The following is a 16,558-nucleotide window of genomic DNA, read 5'->3' as shown; positions in this document are numbered from 1 at the left end:
GCTGCGCCAGCCGTCGCGCACTGCCATTTCTTGACGGCATGGAACAGGAGATCGCCACATGCGCGCCCACCAGATCATGACCCGCTCCGTCATCACGATCATGCCCGATGCCACCATTCTCGAGGCCGCCAACACCATGCTGCGGCATCATGTCAGCGGGCTTCCGGTTGTCGATGCCGCCGGCGCGCTCGTCGGCATCGTCTCGGAAGGCGACTTCATCCGCCGCAGTGAAATCGGGACCAAGCGCAACCGCGGCCGCTGGCTGAAATTCCTGCTGGGCGATACCGCCGTCGATTACGTCCAGGAGCATGGCCGCAAGGTCTCTGACGTCATGACCGGCGATCCCGTCACCGTCACTGAAGACGCGTCGCTGGAACAGATCGTCGATGCGATGGAGACCAACGGCGTCAAGCGTCTGCCGGTGATGCGCGGCAACAAGCTCGTCGGCCTGGTGTCGCGGGCCAATCTGATGCAGGCGGTCGCCAGCCTTGCGCGGGAGATCCCCGACCCGACGGCCGATGACGACCATATTCGCAGCCGCGTCATCGCCGCGGTCGACAACCACGATTGGAGCCCGTTCGGGCTGAACGTGATCGTTCGCGACGGCATCGTCCATCTGAGTGGCGTGATTACCGATGAACGTTCGCGGCAGGCCGCGGTGGTGGCTGCGCAGAACGTCGCCGGCGTGAACAAGGTTCACGACCACCTGTGCTGGGTCGACACGATGTCCGGGATGTTCCTGAAATCGCCCGAGGACATCGAGATGGCAAAGGCCGGCTAAGGCAGCCGCCGTCCCTGAGAAATGCGCCGCTATGGGCGCGCGCTGTCGGCCAGTGCGCGCATGATGTCCTGGCGCGCGATGACTCCGACCAGGCGTTGTTCGGCATCCAGCACCGGCAGGCTCTTCATTCGATGGTCCACCATGAGCTGCAGCACGCGGGTCAACTTGGTGGCCGGATCGACATAGATGAATTCCGGCGTCATCACGTCAACCACCATTCGTGACATCAGGTCGTCATACGCCGGCACCATGCGGCCGGGGTTGAACGCAAAGCATTTCAGGAAATCGAAATGGCTGACCACACCGACGATGTCGTCGCCTTCCCGCACCGGGTAGCAGTTGAAGTCATCAGCTTCGAACATGCTGTGCAGTTGGCGCATGGTGGTGTCGCGAGTGACCGTCTTCACATCGCGCGTCATGTATTGTCCGGCGGTCGCTTCGAGAAATTTATGCACGGGGAGCCCTCGCTATTGAGTTCTACCGGGACAGGAACGCGCAGCGGCGCGATTCAGTTGCGAGGTGGCGCGTCACGCCGCTGAGCACCCACTCGCGGAATCGCGAGTGACCGTAAGCGCCGGCGATCACGACACCTGCGCCGATGTTGGACGCGATCTGCTCGATCTGTTCGGTCACGCGGCCGACCCTGTCGGGAACGATGGTGTTCGCGGCAATGCCGTGGCCGCGCAGCCAGGCCGCCACGTCGACGACATGCCACAGCGCGTCCGCCCGGTGACCGTCCTGTTCGGCGATTTCGGCGATTGTAACTTCCTTGGCCGCCGCCAGGATCGGCAATGCGTCGAACACGGCCCGCCGCGCTTCCCGCACGTCCTTCCAGGCGACCAGAACGCTTCTCAGATCGAGCCATTCGTTCGTGGGCGGGACCACGATGAGCGGCCTGCCCGCCTGCATCACCAGGTCGCTCGGATCGGGCGCCGCATTGGGATCGACCAGGGTTTCCGAGCGCGCACCGACCACCAGCAGGTCGGCGGCCCTTGCCTGCTGCAGCACGTAGGGGACCGAGAGCGTGCGGGCAGCGCGCCATTCCACCGCCGCCGCGCGTTTTCCGACCGCGGCATGAAACTCCGCTTCGAGTTCCGAAAGACGGCTCTCGATGGCGCTGGCTTCCTGATCGAGCAGCTTTTGCGCAAAATCGCCGTCCGCGAAATACATCGGCGGCCTGATATCCGAGGCGGCGACGCCGATGATCCGGGCGCCGAACCGCTCGGCGAGGTCGCCGGCCACCTTGAGGATGGCGTCGTTGGGCCGGTCCAGCGCCAGACCGACCATGATGGTCTTGTAGTCCATGGAAGTGCTCCAACGGGACGGATATTGCGAGGGTCTTGCCTGCACAAAGTCATCCTAGATGCAGGGTCCGGATTCGAAGCTGACCTAGATCAAGTTTCTCCGCCGGGTCTTTCGGACATCGGCCGTTGGGGTCTGGCGCGAATTTCGGCGGAACGCGCGGCACGGTAAATTGTATTTAGTATCAAATAGATATGATGGCTCTATGATTCGTTTTCCCGGCCATTTCACAGGCCCGACCGAATGCGCTATCTGGTAGGTACCGCAGCCCAGAAGCGAAGCATGATCGACGCCGACCGACTTTTCCAGGATCAAGATCCGCTCGATCAGAACGCCCGCAGCGGTGCGGAGGGGTCCGGCGTCGGGGCCTGGGATCTCGAATTGTCGACCAGGAGGCTGAGTTGGTCGAGCGCCGCCCGCAAGCTCTTCGGCGTCGAGCCGGACACGCCCGTCGACTACGACCTGTTTCTGTCACTGCTCGACGCGCAGGATCGCGATCGCACGGCACAGGCCGTGCAGCGGTCGTTCGATACCGGCTGCAGTTTCGACATTCAGTACCGGATAAGCCGGCAGTCGGAAGACGGCCACTGGGTGCGCGCGCTCGGCACGACCATCCACGGCCCGGATGGCGCGCCTGTCCGCCTCAGCGGCATCATGCTCGACATCAACCGCGAGAAACGCCTCGAGGAAACGGTCGGGATGCGCGAACGGCACTTTCGCTCCATCCTGGATACGATTCCGGATGCGATGATCGTGATCGACGAGCACGGCATCATGCAATTCTTCTCGATCGCCGCCGCCCGTCAGTTCGGCTACAGCGAATCCGAGGCGATCGGGAAAAACATCAGCGCACTGATGCCGGAGCCGGACCGCAGCCGTCATGACGGCTATATCGCACGCTACCTGAAGACGGGTGAACGACGCATCATCGGCATCGGGCGCATCGTCACCGGCATGCGCAAGGACGGCACCACCTTTCCGATGCACCTCACCATCGGCGAAATGCAATCCGGGGGAAAACCCTTCTTTACCGGCTTTGTCCGCGATCTCACCGAACAACAGCAGACCCAGGCGCGACTCCAGGAATTGCAGTCCGAACTGGTCCATGTCTCCCGTCTCACCGCGATGGGGGAGATGGCCTCCGCTCTCGCCCACGAACTCAATCAACCCTTGTCGGCGATCAGCAATTACATGAAGGGTTCGCGCCGCCTGCTGGCCGGCAGCACCGATGCCAACGCGCCGAAGATCGAAGCGGCGCTCGATCGCGCCGCCGAGCAGGCGATCCGCGCCGGCGACATCATCAGGCGATTGCGCGATTTCGTCGCCCGCGACGCATCGGAGAAGCGCGTCGAAAGCCTGTCGAAGATGATCGAAGAGGCCGGCGCGCTGGGGCTCACCGGCGCCCGCGAACAGGGAGTGTACCTGCGCTTCAACCTCGATCCGACCTGCGACCAGGTGCTGGCCGACAGGGTCCAGATTCAGCAGGTCCTGGTCAATCTGTTCCGCAATGCGCTGGAAGCGATGGCGACCTCGAAGCACCGCGAGTTGATTGCCTCAAACATCAGGGCCGCGGACGACATGATCGAGGTTGCGGTGTCCGACACCGGACCCGGCTTTGCAGGCGATGCGCTGGCACGCCTGTTCCGGCCGTTTTTCACGACCAAGGAGGCCGGCATGGGCGTCGGCCTCTCCATCAGCCGCACCATCATCGAAAGCCACGGCGGGCGGATGTGGGCGGAAACCAACAGGTCCGGGGGCGCGACCTTCCGCTTCACGCTGCCCGTTGCACATGCCAGGGATACGACCGATGCCGCCGAGCGCTAAAGTCTATGTCATCGACGACGATCCGGCGATGCGTGATTCGCTGGATTTCCTGCTGGGCTCGGCCGGCCTCAACGTGCGCCTGTTCGAGACGGCGCAGGCATTTCTGAACGAGGTTGCCGACCTGGAGCCCGGCTGCGTGGTCACGGACGTGCGCATGCCCGGCATCGACGGCATGGAACTGCTGCGGCGGTTGAATTCCGGGCCGCGAAAGCTTCCGGTGATCGTGATGACTGGCCATGGTGACGTCCCCCTCGCCGTTGAAGCGATGAAACTCGGGGCGCTCGACTTCCTCGAAAAGCCGTTCGACGACGAGCGGCTGATCGGCATGGTGCAAGGGGCGCTCGCGGAACACGAGACCGGCTCGAAAAGCGAGGCCGCGTCGGCCGATATGGCAGCCCGTGTCGCCAGCCTTACCCAGCGCGAACGTCAGGTCATGCAGGGCCTGGTGACGGGGCAATCGAACAAGGCCATCGCACGGGAATACGACATCAGCCCGCGCACCGTGGAGGTCTACCGGGCGAACGTGATGACCAAGATGCAGGCCGGTAACCTTTCCGAACTGGTGCGGTTCGCGATCCGGGCCGGTATCGTTGAAGATTGAGCCACGTCAATTCGGCCGCCGGCAAAACGTCTATTTTGTCGGAATGATTGACACCCAAAAAACCCCCTCCGGCGAGTCCGGCCCTGGGGTTCCGCCCAGGAAATCGATGATCTATGTCGTCGATGACGATTACGACGTCCGGACATCGCTGCGCTTTTTGCTGGAGACCGAGGGATTCGATGTCCGCACGTTCCGCAGCGGGGTCGCGCTATTGGGATCAGCCACCCGCAATCACGCCGATTGTCTTGTGGTTGACTACAAGATGGCGGACCTCGATGGCTTGGAACTGGCCCAGCGGCTGCGACGGCTCGAGGTTTCCACCCCTATCATTCTGATCACGGGTTATCCGGACGAAAAAATCACCGCCAAGGCAAGCTCGGCCGGCGTGCTTGAGGTACTTTTGAAGCCCAATCTCGAAAGTAACCTGGTCGATTGCGTTCGAAACGCGATCGATAAATCACCTGCGGCGCCTCGGCTCTGAAGCAGCGGGCGACTTCACCTCCGTAGAACCCCGTAGGGGATCATCCCTAGGATATCGACCGAAATATCGGGTTCCAAAAATCCCAGTTAAACCAACGCCATCCCGCATCGAGGAGATGGCAAATGCACACCCAGACGATCACCCCCACGGCAGTCCAGGCACCTAAGGTATTCCCTGCCCCGCGCGCCCAGAGCGTGCCGGTCGTCGACCAGTTCAGCGTGATCGCGAACTGTGCAGGCGTGATCGCCACCGAGTTCACCTACCGCAAGGACGAGGAAATCTACGGCGAGGGCGAGGCCACCGAATATGTCTATCAGGTGGTGCGGGGTGCGGTTCGCACCTACAAGCTTCTCAGCGACGGACGGCGCCAGATCGGCGCGTTCCATCTGCCAGGCGACGTGTTCGGCCTCGATGCCGGTTCGATCCATCGCCTGACCGCTGAAGCGATCACCGACACGACCGTCCGCCTGGTGAAGCGTCGCGGCCTCGAAGCCGCCGCCGGATCGAACGTTCAGGTCGCCCACAACCTCTGGACCCTGACCGCAGACGGCCTCCGGCACGCCGAAGATCACATGTTGCTTCTGGGCCGCAAGACCGCGATGGAAAAGGTCGCGACTTTTCTGCTCGAAATGGACCGCCGGCTCGCGAAGGCGGGAATGATGGGGCTTCCGATGTGCCGCCGCGATATCGGCGACTATCTCGGCCTGACGCTGGAAACCGTTTCGCGTGCACTTTCGCAGCTCAGCGACCAGGGTGTCCTGGTGCTGTCGAGCGCCCGTCAAATCGTGCTGAGGAACCGCCAGCGGCTGGCAGACATGGACGCCTGAAAGTAAGCTTGTGACCAGATGCCTGAAGGATGGGAGGGCAAGATGAACAGCTATCGCGTCTCCTTCTACAAGGATCTCTGCAATTCCGACGGCCATAGTTTCAAGTGCCTGCAGCGCCAGATCGACGTTCAGTCGACCGGGCCTTCCCAGGCGCTGGTTCTCGCGGAGCGGCTGGTCGACAACGAGCGCCTCAACGCCGACTGCGTCGAGGTCATGCACCTCACCGGTCAGCACGAATTCGAACATCCGGCGAGCCAATCGTCCGCCCCTTGCAAGCACACCTGGAACCGCGTCGCGGACTGAATTGACGACGCGGTGAATCACGCCTCGCGGGCTGAAAATTCAGCCGCATGCGGCTTTCCCCAAAAGGCCTTGCGGCATTTGATTCAGGTCAATGCTGACAGCAACGCAAGGCTACATGATCTCAAATGTTGATGTCCGCATCATCATTCGGCGATCTCGCCGTTTTCTCCTAAGACTGCCCCGCCGACACGGTCGATGACCGCGTTGCGGGGCATTTTTATTGGCCGCGAAAGTTCTCAGGGGTCCAGTTCGAGGACCGCCTTGAAGCCGTGCGAGGCCGCCTGCAGGGCTTCGTCGATATCGGCTGGGCGGTGGGCGGCGGACAGGAACATGTTGTGCTGGGGATGAAAGAACGCCCCGTGGCGTAGTGCAGCCGAACAGAACGCGCGTCCCTTTCGCACCTCCGTGTCCGACTCGAACAGCATCAAGGGCATCTGCGGCGGACCGCTCTGGCGAACTGCGATGCCATGCTGGTTGGCAAGAACAGCCAATCCATCGCGCAACCGCTCACCCATCGCGCGGACATGACTCGTCACGTCAGTCTCGCGCGCGATCCGCAACGTCGCTTGCGCCGCGGCCATGGCGACCGTGCCGCACCAGAACGATCCGGTGACGAATATCCTGGCCGCAGCTTCGCGGAAACGATCGTTGCCGGTGATGGCAGCCAGCGCGTAGCCGTTGGCGATCGCCTTGCTCCAGGCGCACAGGTCCGGGCGCACGCCGAGCACTTCCCAGCTTCCCCTGATATCGAGGCGCAGTCCGGCGCGGACTTCATCGATGATGAGAGCGGCGTCGTTAGCATCACATGCGGCGCGTGCGGCCTCGGCGAATGGCCTTGTCGGCACCTCGAGATCGCGCCCCATGTCGTGGCGGAAGGCCGTCACCAGGATCGCAGCGAGATCGCCGCCCGCTTCCTCGACAGCCGCCTGCAGGCTCTGCACATCATTGTACTCGAAGTGCAGCAGATGCGCGCGGTCCTCGGCCGTCACGCCGGCAACGCTCGGCGAGCACCAGGGCAGCGCGCCATGATAGCTGCCGCGCGCGACCAGCACCTTGCGCCGTCCGGTGCCGGCACGCGCGATCGTCACGCAGCTCGTGGTGGCGTCGCCGCCGTTCTTCTGAAACATCGCCCAATCGGCATGCGGCAGCATGGCCACGAGCTCCTCGGCGAGATCTACCATCACCTCGCCGGGGCCGTTGAGGCAGTCTCCCTTGGCCGCCTGCGCATCGGCCGCGGCCTGCACCTCGGGATGACGATGGCCGAGCAGGATGGGACCCCAGCTGCACATGAAGTCGATGTATTCGCGCCCGTCGACGTCGCGCACGCGGCAACCCTCCGCCGAGGCGAAGAACTGCGGATAGCCGTCCGGAAGCCGCGCGGCGTTGAGATGTCCCCACATGCCGCCGGGAACGACCAGCCGGGCTCTGGCACGCAACATGGCATCGGCTGACCGTGTTTCGCTCGACGGCATCGTGTGCTGGGTCATGATGTTCTCTTGTTCGCTTTTCAAACGGCGTTCTTGTTTCTGTCGTCCATGATTGGATCGCAGAGCAAACGGGGTCAACTGCGGCAGTCGTCAGGTCAGGTGGCTTTTGCTGCCGGAAACCGTTAGAACGACCGATAGCCGGCAGCCTTGGCTCGCATGTCCGCAATCCCTTCGGAGTATCCGTTGAACGTTCGCCGATCCATCGCTCTTGCCCTGCTCCTCGCGGTCGCATCGTCGGTCGTTGCAGGCACCGCCCGCGCCCAAAGCGCGCTTGCCGAAGCGGTGGCGAAACCGGTTTCACTGCCGGATATTGCAATCGGATCGCCGACGGCGCCGGTTACCATCACCGAATATTCGTCGATGAGCTGCCCGCATTGCGCAGCCTTTGGCCAGAACGTGTTCCCGATGCTGCGGTCGAACTATATCGATACCGGCAAGGTCCGCTTCGTGTTCCGCGAGTTTCCGCTCGACATCAAGGCTGCCGCAGCGTCGATCCTGGCGCGCTGCATCGGCAACGGCGATTCCGAAAAATACCTCGGCGCCGTCGAGATGATATTCAAGCTGCAGGAGCAGCTGATGATGTACACCAAGAACACGTTGCTCTATGTCGGAAAGCAGCACGGCATGAGCGAGCAGGACGTCAAGACCTGCGAGGAAGACCAGGCGCAATTCAATAAACTGAACGCCGACCAGCAATACGCCGTCCGCGAATTGAAGATCGCGGCAACGCCGACGTTTTTCGTCAACGGCTTCCGGCTTCAGGGCTCGATGACCTACGAGGAACTGGAAGAACGGATCAAGCCGCTCCTCAAATAGGCGCCCCGCGCCTTCGCACTCCCCCTCTTGTCGGACGTCTCGGTCTCGTCGATGATGGTCCCAACAAACACATAGGGGAGAACGCCATGGCCGCAGCTTTACGCGTAGTATTGGCAGCGGCATGGCTGCTGTCCGGAGTAGCGGCACTATGGGCGCAAGACTATCCGAGCAGGCCGGTGCGCGTCGTGGTCGGCTTCCCCGCCGGCGGACCGACCGACGCCATCGCCCGCATCGTGGCACAAAATCTATCGGATAAATTCGGCCACCAGTTCTTCGTGGAAAACGTCGGCGGCGCCGGCGGCAACACGGCAGCCGGCCAGGTCGCCCGCGTAACGCCGGACGGCTACACCATCATGGTCATCAGCACCGGCTTCGTCGTCAATCCCAGCCTCTATGCCAAGGTGCCGTACGATCCGGTCAAGGATTTTACGCCGGTGACACTGGTGGCGGTCTCGCCGAATGTCGTGGTGGTCAATCCGCAGGTGCCCGCCAAGACGTTGCCCGAACTGGTGCAGCTCATTCGCGACAATCCCGGCAAATACAGCTTCGCAGGTCCCGGCGTCGGATCGACGCCGCATCTCGGCGGCGAGTTGTTTCGCCTCGCCTTCAAGCTGGATCTCGTGCACGTGCCCTTCACCGGCGCTGCCCCGGCGATCCAGGCGACGGTGGGCGGCCACACGCCGATCGCCTTCACGGCGCTGCCGCCTGCACTATCAGCGGTGCAGAGCGGGCAATTGCGAGCGCTCGGCGTGGCATCGAGCGAGCGTGTCGCAGGCATGCCCGACGTGCCAACCTTTGCCGAACAGCGGATAAAAGATCAGGAGGCCGACACGCTCACCGGGATTGTTGCGCCGGCCGGAACGCCAAAGGCTATCGTCGATCTGCTTTATCGCGAGATTGCGGCCATCGTGGCCCAGCCTGATGTCAAGGAACGTCTCACGACGCTTGGATTCAGGGCGGTTGCGAACACACCGGATGAGTTTGGTGCGCGGATCAAGCTGGAGATGGACAAGTGGGGCAAGGTCGTGCGCGACGCCAAGCTGCGGATCGAATAGCGGCTCAGCGACCGGGGCTTGCCGGCGCTTCGGCGATCTCGTCTGTCTTCACGAAGGTCAGCCCGACACGGTTCTTCTGGATCCAGGCGATCCTGCACTGATGAACAATCGAAGAATCCTTTGCCATCACCAGGCGAAATTGCTGCGGGACGAACGCCGGATTCTCCACGTCGATCGCGGCTCCCTCGCGCGAGATGTTCCGCACCACGCACGGCATCACGGAACCTTGCGACGAAACATAGGCTGCTTCCTCGACCTCCGTTCGCGGATATTTTCGCTTCTCTTGCATCCTGCGCGTCCTGTCCCGGATCGATCCCCTGAACTCGCAAGCTATCGCAAAATCCTAACGAAGTGGGCGCGTGCACCGCAACGTCCCCACCAGAAATCCGAAGCAGGCTCCGGCGCCATTGTGCATAGCGGCACGAAGTCGCGATGGCGCAGACGTGCTCCGCGTCGCCGAGCACTTGCCGATCGCGGCGATGGCACGATAGTTTTTCCGCCAATCAGCGGCACACTGGATGTGACGGACCGGCAGACATGGCCTTGAACACAGCGATCGCAAACTCTGCCGATCTCGCGGGCGACCTGGCCGTGATTGCCCGCGCCGAGGCCATCCACGCTGATGTCGCGGCAGCTTCCGACGACATCGAGACCGCGCGCCGGCTGCCGCCCGCACTGCTCGACAAGCTGCACGACGCGCAGTTATTCCGTCTGCTGCTGCCCCGCGCGACCGGCGGCATCGAAGCCGACCCCATCACATTCTTCCACGTCATCGAAACCATTGCCAAGGCTGATGCTTCCACGGCCTGGTGCCTCAGCCAGGCCGGCGGTTGCGCGATGTCGGCGGCCTATCTGGGCCTGCCGGTAGCGAGGGCCATTTTTGGCGACCCGCGCGCGGTGCTGGCCTGGGGGCCCGGCCCGAGGGTCCGAGCGGTTGAATGCGAGGGTGGCTACCGGGTGACGGGCGTCTGGTCATTTGCGTCAGGCGGCCGGCATGCGACCTGGCTCGGCGCACACTGCCCGATCTACGCGGCTGACGGATCGCCCAAATCGGACGTCAACGGCGTCCCGCTCGAGCGCACCATGCTGGTCCGCGCCGAAGACGTCGAGTGGACCGATATCTGGAACACCGTTGGCCTGCGCGGCACCGCCAGCGACCAGTTCGCGCTCAACGATCTCTTCGTGCGCGAGGACCATTCCATCACCCGCGAGTTCGACCGGGAATGCCGCGAGCGCGGCCCGCTCTACCGGATGAGCAACCACACCTGCTACCAGATGGGCTTTGCCGGCGTTGCCTGCGGCATCGCCCGCACGGCGCTCGATAATTTCGTCGAGACGATGCGCAACAAGGTGCCGCGCGGCGCAAGGGTGTCGTTGCGGGACAACGCCGTGGTTCAGAGCAACCTCGCCCAGGCCGAGGTCAATCTCCGCGCCGCCCGCGGCTACGTGCTGCAGTCGATGGCCGATACCTGGAAAGACCTCAAGGCCGGCGCAACGATCACGGTGGCGCAGCGCATGAACATCCGCATGGCCTCGACCAACGCCATTCACAAGGCCCGTGAAGCGGTCGACTTCGCCTACAATGCCGCCGGCGCTACCGCGATCTTCGAGGATCATCCGCTGGAGCGCCGCTTCCGCGACATTCATACCGTGACGCAGCAGCTGCAGGGTCAGATCAGGCATTTCGAAACCGTTGGCGCCTGGATGATGGGCGTCGAGACCGACCTCAGCTTCGTCTAGGAGAGAACGACCATGGGACTTGCCGGACTGCAGCACTTCACCATCGAACCCGCCGATCTCGAGGCCTCCAAAGATTTCTACTGCGATGTGCTCGGGCTGGAGAACGGCGACCGGCCGCCGCTCGATTTCCCCGGTTACTGGCTCTATTCCGGCGGCACCGCCACGGTGCACCTGATGGGCACGCGCAAACCGCGCGAGGGCATCGTGGTGCGCGGCACCGAGCGGAAGTACGAGGATACCGGCAGGTTCGACCACATCGCCTTCGCGGCAAGCGACGTCGAGGGCATGCGCAAGCGCCTGCAGTCAAAGGGCATCAAATTCCGCGAGAGCATCGTGCCGCGGACCGGCGATACCCAGTTTTTCCTCTATGACCCCGACGGCGTCGGCGTCGAACTGAATTTCCCGAAGGCCTGATGCGCCGTGCTCCACCTGATGTTGTGCCGCAACACTGCGGGTGCAAAAAGGCAAGTTCCCGACAACGCCGCAAGTCAGCCACAACTACGGCGCTGGACCGTCAGGGTTCCTCCATCATTGCAGTGAGATTGGGGGAGCCGCGCCGCTGCGGCAGAGTAGCCGGGTGCCCTCGCCTTTCAACCTACCCCAGGGCATGCGTACCCGGCTATTCGCTCCGGCCGCTGGCTAAGCCATTACACGGAACGGTCGCTGGTTCGCCGTAAAGAAGATCTACCAAAACAACGATCTAGCGTGGCGGTGCTGATGCATTCAGAACCGAAGGCAGGTCCTAGTCGAGGCCGCGCTCGTGGCTCAGCTTCACCATCTCCTGGATGAAGACCACCCTCTGCTTGTCGTCGAGGCTGGAAAATAGCGGCTCGGCCGCATCCGCCACATTGCGCTGATCGACCGCCCGGTCGTTCAGGAATTGTGCCTCATTTCGCATCTGCTCGATGATGTCATCGGGAGGGTCGCGCTTGGCGCGGGCAACCCGGAGGTTGAGGCGGTCGGCGCCGTTGTTGCCGAGATAGTGCATCGCACTATTGAAGCCCGCCCAGTGCTTTTCCTGCTCGGGCGTCAGGTTCAGCTCCTTCTTGATCCGCTCGATATTGGCGTCGCTGTTGGCCACGATCTGCTCGGCCGTCAGTTGCGGCACACCGGCCTGGGTGAGGACGGCCGGCTGCGGCTGTTGCGCCTTGGCGGTCTTTGTCGCTTTGCCTGCCTTCGAAGGCTTCGCTGCCTCGCCTTGTCTGGACGTGTCACCTTGCTTGGATGTCTCGGCCTGCTTGGGAGCCTCGCCCTGCTTGGCTTCCTTGGCCGCCGGCGCCTGCCCGCCCTTGCTGCCGTTGTTATTGTTGTTGCCCCCGGTCAGGACACCGGTAACGCCGGTGACCACGCCGACGACGCCGCCGATCGCACCGCCCAGCACGCCGCCGACCGGACCGGCAGCCTTGTTGCCCTCGCGTGCCCCCTGCTGCACGCCCTGCACCAGGCCCTGCGCGCTTGCCGGTGCTCCCGCGGCCAGCATGACGATCGCGGCGAGCGCAACAAGCAATCGCGATGGGTTCGGCGCAATTTGCTGAGGACGAGTCATTATCCGGTCTCCGTGATCCATCGAGAAATATGCCGCGCGATCTGCTTAGCTCGCCGAGAATCCTTTGTGAGCTAAACTATCGTCTCCTTCCCAAACTCGTCCACCATCGCGCCGCCTCGGTTCCGTGGCCGGCAACTTTCACCCCGAAGCGCGCAGGCGTTTGCGCAGGACAGTCCGGCTGCGGCGCGAGCGCACACCCACCCCAGCGAGACCGCCGCATAAGTGTGCGGCGCAATATTGCCGACCCGATTATTTACGATCCCTTATGACGCAACAGCATCGCGCCCGCTGCCCAAAATTTGCACGCAACGTTAGTTCAATGACAGCGGCGATGTGTATTCTCGACAGACGCAAACAATTCTGGTCTGATCCAACTACAAAATCTCTGCTGGCCACCGCCTCGATGCGGCTCCCGCCGGATGGAGACGAAAAACAATGAGCAAAATCAGGCTCAGCAAAGAGGAAACGCCCATGTCCCGCAGGAAGCTTTCTCGCCGACAATTTGTTGCTGCGACTGCGCTAACATCCGCAGCCCTTATCACTGCTCCTTATGTGCGCGGCGCCCATGCCGCAGGCAAGCTCTCGATCGGTTTCTGGGACCACTGGGTTCCCGGCGCCAACAAGGCCTCGACCGATCTGGTCAATGAATGGGCTGAGAAGGAGAAGGTCGAGGTTACGATCGATTACATCCCGAGCCAGGGCAACAAGAACCTCTTGACCATCGCAGCCGAAGCGCAAGCCAAGTCCGGCCATGACATCTTCGCGATGCCGACATGGTGGGCCCATTCCAATGCCGAGCAACTGGAAGACGTCAAGGACCTGATGGGCCCGATCATCGCCGAGAACGGCGAGGTCAACGGCACGGTCAAGTATCTCGGCACTTCGGGCGACAAGTGGCTCGGCGTTCCCGCCTGTGTCGGCAGCCAGATCAAGGGGCCGTGCTCGCGCATCGATCTGATGAAGAAGCACGCCGGCATCGACGTGCAGGCCATGTATCCGGCCGGCGCCGAACCGAAAGCCGATAACTGGACGCTCGATACGTTCCTGAAAGCTGCTGAAGCCTGCCACAAGGCTGGTGTTCCCTTCGGCATCGGCCTGGGTGAAACCACTGATAACGTCGATACCGCAGGCGCGATCTTCCTGTCGTTCGGCGCTCAACTGGTCGACGCCAAGGGCAACCTTACCGTCAAGACCGACGCGGTCCGTCAGGCGCTCGAGTATTACAAGAAGCTGATCTCCTTCCTGCCGCCGGATGTGGCGGCGTGGGACGACGCGTCCAACAACAAGTGGCTGGTCTCCGGCAAGGGCGCCATGATCATGAACCCGCCGAGCGCCTGGGCCGTTGCCAAGCGCGACGCACCGCAAGTCGCCGAGCAATGCTGGACCCATGGCTTCCCGGCCGGTCCGAAAGGCCGCTTCGCGCCCTACCTGCCCTATTTCTGGAGCATCTGGAATTTCTCCAAGAACAAGGAGGCCGCGAAGAAACTGTTGGTGGCGCTATCGAAGCCGGCCGCGATCGAGAAGATGGTCAACGCCAGCGGCGGCTATGATTTGCCGGCCTATGAGAAACTGACCACATTGAAGGTCTGGCAGGAGGAAGGGCCGCCGAAGGGCACGCTCTACCACTATCCGAACCCCTACAAGCACCAGACGCTGTCGATCGCCGCGTCGCCGGCGCCGCCCAAGATCGCGCAGCAGATCTATGCGCAGGCGACGCTGACCAAGATGTGTCTGCGCTACCACCAGGGCGAAGCGATGGAAAAGACGCTCGCCTGGGCCGAAGGCGAGTGCGAAGGCTTCATGCGAAGCTAGGAACGAGACGTATCGCCGCAACGCACATGGCGTTGCGGCGAATCCGTTTCTTCCAGGCGCAACAAGAGCCGCCGAAAGGTCGGTCTTGGGCGCACCTCAACCGACAATAAATTGCGTGAGGAAGGTGCATCATGGCTGATGTGGCATTGCGGCCGGAAAGTGCGGGCGCAGTACGGCCGGCACGAAGGCGTTCCAGTCTGCACAAGACGTTGAAGCGCAAATCGGTCGCGGCATTCCTGATGACACTGCCGCTGATCCTGCTCATCGCGCTGCTGGTGATCTACCCCGCCTTCTACTCAATTCATCTTGCCACGCTCAACAAGTCGATGCAGCGCTTCATCGGCTTCGGCAATTTTGAATTCCTGTTCAAGCGCGACACCTTCTGGCTGGTCGTCAAGCAGTCCTGCATCTTCGCGATCTCGGCCGTCATCTTCAAGGCGCTGATCGGCTTCATCGTCGCGCACTTCGTTCACAACATCCCCGCCAAGGGACAGCGCAAATGGCGCGGCATGCTGCTGGTGCCGTGGGTCATTCCTCCGGCCATGAGCACGCTCGCGTGGCTGTGGCTGTTCGACCCGTCCTACAGCGCCTTCAACTACACGCTGTCGTTCTTCGGCATCGGACCGATCCCCTGGACGGGTGACGCCGGTTGGGCGCGCTTCTCCGTCATTCTGGTCAACATATGGGTTGGCGCACCGTTCTTCATGATCATGTACCTCGCATCCCTCAAATCGGTGCCTGACCAGCTTTACGAAGCGGCTGCGATCGACGGCGCGAACTGGTGGCAGCGGATCTGGTACGTGACCTTGCCGATGATGCGCAACATCATCGCGATCACGACGCTGTTCTCGCTGATCGTAACCTTCGCGAATTTCGACATCGTGCGAATTCTGACCGCGGGCGGCCCGCTCGACCGTACCCATATCTTTGCCACCTGGGCCTTCCGCGTCGGCATCGAGGGCAGCGATATCCCGCTCGGCGCCAGCGTCTCCCTGTTCATGGTGCCGATCCTGGCGGTCGCGGCGATCTTCATCCTGCGGGACGTCAACAAGCGCGGGAATGAATCCTGATGAGCACAGTCACGATCGACAAGGCCGCACCGACCCGCAAGGTCAAGTATGGCAGCATGAGCCGCGACCGCACCTGGGCGCTGCGATGGTCGTATTTCTTTCTCACGCTGTTTGCGATCTTCTCGCTGGTGCCGCCGCTTTACATGCTCATTACCTCGCTCAAGAGCAGCGCGGAAATATCAGCGGCGACAAATCCCTGGTGGGTCTTTCACCCGACGCTGGACAACTACGTCGGGCTGCTGACCTCCAACCAGTTTCTCCGGTTTTTCTGGAATTCCGCCCTGGTCTCGATCTTCGTGGTCACCATCACCATGCTGATCAGCGTTCCCGCGGCGTTCGCGCTGGCACGGATGCGGTTCTGGGGCTCGGCGACGCTGGCGACCGGCGTGTTCCTGACCTACCTGATCCCCGACAGCCTGTTGTTCATTCCGTTGTTCAAGGTGTTCGCCCAGTTCGGCGACTGGACCGGCATCCAGCTGATCAATCGCTGGTACGTCCTGCTCTTCATCTATCCGACGCTGACGGTGCCGTTCTGCACCTGGATCATGATCGGTTACTTCGCCTCGATTCCGAAGGAGCTGGATGAAGCCGCCATCATCGACGGTGCCTCCTGGTTCCAGACGCTGACGCGCATCTTCATTCCGGTGGCGCTGCCGGGGATCATCGCCGCGACCATCTTCGCCTTCACGGTTTCATGGGCGCAATTCCTCTATCCGCTGGTGTTCACGACCTCGACCGACCAACTCGTTCTGCCGGTCGGCATCATCACCACGCTGATCAAGGGCGACGTGTTCAACTGGGGACAGATCATGACCGGCGCCCTGCTCGGCGCGGCGCCGCCCCTGATCATCTACGCCTTCCTGATGGACTATTACATTGCCGGCCTGACCGCCGGCGCGACAAAGGGTTGATC

18 protein-coding genes are annotated in these 16,558 nt (G+C 62.5%); 13 read left to right on the top strand and 5 right to left on the bottom strand.

The features are described from left to right. Window positions 1–58: 58 nt before the first annotated feature. The gene (locus V7E26_RS06335; protein ID WP_324414582.1) at window positions 59–781 is read left to right on the top strand and encodes a CBS domain-containing protein; all 723 of its coding nucleotides are present in this window, start codon (window positions 59–61) and stop codon (window positions 779–781) included. A 29-nt stretch (window positions 782–810) separates the two neighbouring features. Here V7E26_RS06335 and V7E26_RS06330 read toward each other — a convergent pair whose 3' ends face one another. Continuing rightward, window positions 811–1,236 (bottom strand): CBS domain-containing protein, encoded by a 426-nt coding sequence (locus tag V7E26_RS06330; protein WP_324414581.1) that lies wholly within the window; start codon window positions 1,234–1,236, stop codon window positions 811–813. Between the two features lie 22 nt (window positions 1,237–1,258). After that, window positions 1,259–2,086 carry a universal stress protein gene (locus V7E26_RS06325; RefSeq protein ID WP_324414580.1) on the bottom strand — a complete coding sequence of 276 codons (828 nt, stop codon included), beginning with the start codon at window positions 2,084–2,086 and terminating at the stop codon, window positions 1,259–1,261. Between the two features lie 279 nt (window positions 2,087–2,365). Here V7E26_RS06325 and fixL point away from each other — a divergent pair, with 279 nt between their 5' ends. The 5 genes from fixL to V7E26_RS06300 all read left to right on the top strand — a co-directional run bounded on the left by fixL (window position 2,366) and on the right by V7E26_RS06300 (window position 6,119). Continuing rightward, entirely contained in the window at window positions 2,366–3,907 is a 1,542-nt protein-coding gene (fixL, locus tag V7E26_RS06320; RefSeq protein WP_324414579.1) for a sensor protein FixL, read from the top strand. Continuing rightward, a complete protein-coding gene (gene fixJ, locus V7E26_RS06315; RefSeq protein ID WP_324414578.1) occupies window positions 3,891–4,508 on the top strand; it encodes a response regulator FixJ in 618 nt (205 codons plus the stop codon). The genes fixL and fixJ overlap by 17 nt, the downstream gene beginning before the upstream one ends. A 43-nt stretch (window positions 4,509–4,551) precedes the next feature. Next, the gene (locus V7E26_RS06310; RefSeq protein ID WP_324414577.1) at window positions 4,552–4,989 is read left to right on the top strand and encodes a response regulator transcription factor; all 438 of its coding nucleotides are present in this window, start codon (window positions 4,552–4,554) and stop codon (window positions 4,987–4,989) included. A gap of 122 nt (window positions 4,990–5,111) precedes the next feature. Then, window positions 5,112–5,816: a helix-turn-helix domain-containing protein gene (locus V7E26_RS06305; RefSeq protein WP_324414576.1), complete on the top strand. Its 705-nt coding sequence runs from the start codon at window positions 5,112–5,114 to the stop codon at window positions 5,814–5,816. A gap of 42 nt (window positions 5,817–5,858) precedes the next feature. Next, window positions 5,859–6,119, top strand: coding sequence for a hypothetical protein (locus V7E26_RS06300; RefSeq protein WP_324414575.1), 261 nt, complete (start codon window positions 5,859–5,861; stop codon window positions 6,117–6,119). A gap of 236 nt (window positions 6,120–6,355) precedes the next feature. Here V7E26_RS06300 and V7E26_RS06295 read toward each other — a convergent pair whose 3' ends face one another. Further along, window positions 6,356–7,606, bottom strand: coding sequence for an aminotransferase class III-fold pyridoxal phosphate-dependent enzyme (locus V7E26_RS06295; RefSeq protein ID WP_324414574.1), 1,251 nt, complete (start codon window positions 7,604–7,606; stop codon window positions 6,356–6,358). 156 nt (window positions 7,607–7,762) lie between these two features. On the opposite strand from V7E26_RS06295, the gene V7E26_RS06290 reads away from it, so the two are divergent. Together V7E26_RS06290 and V7E26_RS06285 are read left to right on the top strand one after the other, a co-directional pair. Continuing rightward, window positions 7,763–8,422: a DsbA family protein gene (locus tag V7E26_RS06290; protein WP_442893358.1), complete on the top strand. Its 660-nt coding sequence runs from the start codon at window positions 7,763–7,765 to the stop codon at window positions 8,420–8,422. A gap of 86 nt (window positions 8,423–8,508) precedes the next feature. After that, complete coding sequence (locus V7E26_RS06285) at window positions 8,509–9,477, top strand: Bug family tripartite tricarboxylate transporter substrate binding protein (protein ID WP_324414572.1); 969 nt, start codon at window positions 8,509–8,511, stop codon at window positions 9,475–9,477. Window positions 9,478–9,481: 4 nt separating this feature from the next. Here V7E26_RS06285 and V7E26_RS06280 read toward each other — a convergent pair whose 3' ends face one another. Further along, window positions 9,482–9,766 (bottom strand): PilZ domain-containing protein, encoded by a 285-nt coding sequence (locus V7E26_RS06280; RefSeq protein ID WP_324414571.1) that lies wholly within the window; start codon window positions 9,764–9,766, stop codon window positions 9,482–9,484. Window positions 9,767–10,014: 248 nt separating this feature from the next. Between V7E26_RS06280 and V7E26_RS06275 the strand changes: the two genes are divergently transcribed. Continuing rightward, complete coding sequence (locus V7E26_RS06275) at window positions 10,015–11,217, top strand: acyl-CoA dehydrogenase family protein (protein ID WP_324414570.1); 1,203 nt, start codon at window positions 10,015–10,017, stop codon at window positions 11,215–11,217. Between the two features lie 12 nt (window positions 11,218–11,229). Next, window positions 11,230–11,631 carry a VOC family protein gene (locus V7E26_RS06270; RefSeq protein ID WP_324414569.1) on the top strand — a complete coding sequence of 134 codons (402 nt, stop codon included), beginning with the start codon at window positions 11,230–11,232 and terminating at the stop codon, window positions 11,629–11,631. A 328-nt stretch (window positions 11,632–11,959) separates the two neighbouring features. On the opposite strand, the gene V7E26_RS06265 is transcribed toward V7E26_RS06270, so the two are convergent. After that, window positions 11,960–12,763: a Spy/CpxP family protein refolding chaperone gene (locus V7E26_RS06265; RefSeq protein WP_324414568.1), complete on the bottom strand. Its 804-nt coding sequence runs from the start codon at window positions 12,761–12,763 to the stop codon at window positions 11,960–11,962. A gap of 471 nt (window positions 12,764–13,234) precedes the next feature. On the opposite strand from V7E26_RS06265, the gene V7E26_RS06260 reads away from it, so the two are divergent. The 3 genes from V7E26_RS06260 to V7E26_RS06250 all read left to right on the top strand — a co-directional run bounded on the left by V7E26_RS06260 (window position 13,235) and on the right by V7E26_RS06250 (window position 16,556). After that, window positions 13,235–14,575: an ABC transporter substrate-binding protein gene (locus tag V7E26_RS06260; protein WP_324414567.1), complete on the top strand. Its 1,341-nt coding sequence runs from the start codon at window positions 13,235–13,237 to the stop codon at window positions 14,573–14,575. A gap of 131 nt (window positions 14,576–14,706) precedes the next feature. Next, on the top strand, window positions 14,707–15,645 hold the full coding sequence (locus V7E26_RS06255; protein WP_324414566.1) for a carbohydrate ABC transporter permease: 939 nt from the start codon (window positions 14,707–14,709) through the stop codon (window positions 15,643–15,645). Then, window positions 15,645–16,556 carry a carbohydrate ABC transporter permease gene (locus V7E26_RS06250; protein WP_324414565.1) on the top strand — a complete coding sequence of 304 codons (912 nt, stop codon included), beginning with the start codon at window positions 15,645–15,647 and terminating at the stop codon, window positions 16,554–16,556. Before V7E26_RS06255 ends, V7E26_RS06250 begins: the two co-directional genes overlap by 1 nt. Window positions 16,557–16,558: the final 2 nt, after the last annotated feature.

The sequence above is a fragment of the Bradyrhizobium sp. genome (genome assembly GCF_036735945.1).
In the GTDB taxonomy this organism is placed as follows: Bacteria; Pseudomonadota; Alphaproteobacteria; order Rhizobiales; family Xanthobacteraceae; genus Bradyrhizobium.
Note: the sequence above shows the minus strand (reverse complement) of the source record. Positions and strands in the feature narration are given on the sequence as shown.

Coding starts and splice junctions, on each gene's coding strand:
- V7E26_RS06335 (WP_324414582.1), top strand. CDS start 59: ATGCGCGCCCACCAGATCATGACCCGCTCCGTCATCACGATCATGCCC.
- V7E26_RS06325 (WP_324414580.1), bottom strand. CDS start 2,086: ATGGACTACAAGACCATCATGGTCGGTCTGGCGCTGGACCGGCCCAAC.
- fixL (WP_324414579.1), top strand. CDS start 2,366: ATGATCGACGCCGACCGACTTTTCCAGGATCAAGATCCGCTCGATCAG.
- fixJ (WP_324414578.1), top strand. CDS start 3,891: ATGCCGCCGAGCGCTAAAGTCTATGTCATCGACGACGATCCGGCGATG.
- V7E26_RS06310 (WP_324414577.1), top strand. CDS start 4,552: ATGATTGACACCCAAAAAACCCCCTCCGGCGAGTCCGGCCCTGGGGTT.
- V7E26_RS06305 (WP_324414576.1), top strand. CDS start 5,112: ATGCACACCCAGACGATCACCCCCACGGCAGTCCAGGCACCTAAGGTA.
- V7E26_RS06300 (WP_324414575.1), top strand. CDS start 5,859: ATGAACAGCTATCGCGTCTCCTTCTACAAGGATCTCTGCAATTCCGAC.
- V7E26_RS06295 (WP_324414574.1), bottom strand. CDS start 7,606: ATGACCCAGCACACGATGCCGTCGAGCGAAACACGGTCAGCCGATGCC.
- V7E26_RS06290 (WP_442893358.1), top strand. CDS start 7,763: ATGTCCGCAATCCCTTCGGAGTATCCGTTGAACGTTCGCCGATCCATC.
- V7E26_RS06285 (WP_324414572.1), top strand. CDS start 8,509: ATGGCCGCAGCTTTACGCGTAGTATTGGCAGCGGCATGGCTGCTGTCC.
- V7E26_RS06280 (WP_324414571.1), bottom strand. CDS start 9,766: ATGCAAGAGAAGCGAAAATATCCGCGAACGGAGGTCGAGGAAGCAGCC.
- V7E26_RS06275 (WP_324414570.1), top strand. CDS start 10,015: ATGGCCTTGAACACAGCGATCGCAAACTCTGCCGATCTCGCGGGCGAC.
- V7E26_RS06270 (WP_324414569.1), top strand. CDS start 11,230: ATGGGACTTGCCGGACTGCAGCACTTCACCATCGAACCCGCCGATCTC.
- V7E26_RS06265 (WP_324414568.1), bottom strand. CDS start 12,763: ATGACTCGTCCTCAGCAAATTGCGCCGAACCCATCGCGATTGCTTGTT.
- V7E26_RS06260 (WP_324414567.1), top strand. CDS start 13,235: ATGTCCCGCAGGAAGCTTTCTCGCCGACAATTTGTTGCTGCGACTGCG.
- V7E26_RS06255 (WP_324414566.1), top strand. CDS start 14,707: ATGGCTGATGTGGCATTGCGGCCGGAAAGTGCGGGCGCAGTACGGCCG.
- V7E26_RS06250 (WP_324414565.1), top strand. CDS start 15,645: ATGAGCACAGTCACGATCGACAAGGCCGCACCGACCCGCAAGGTCAAG.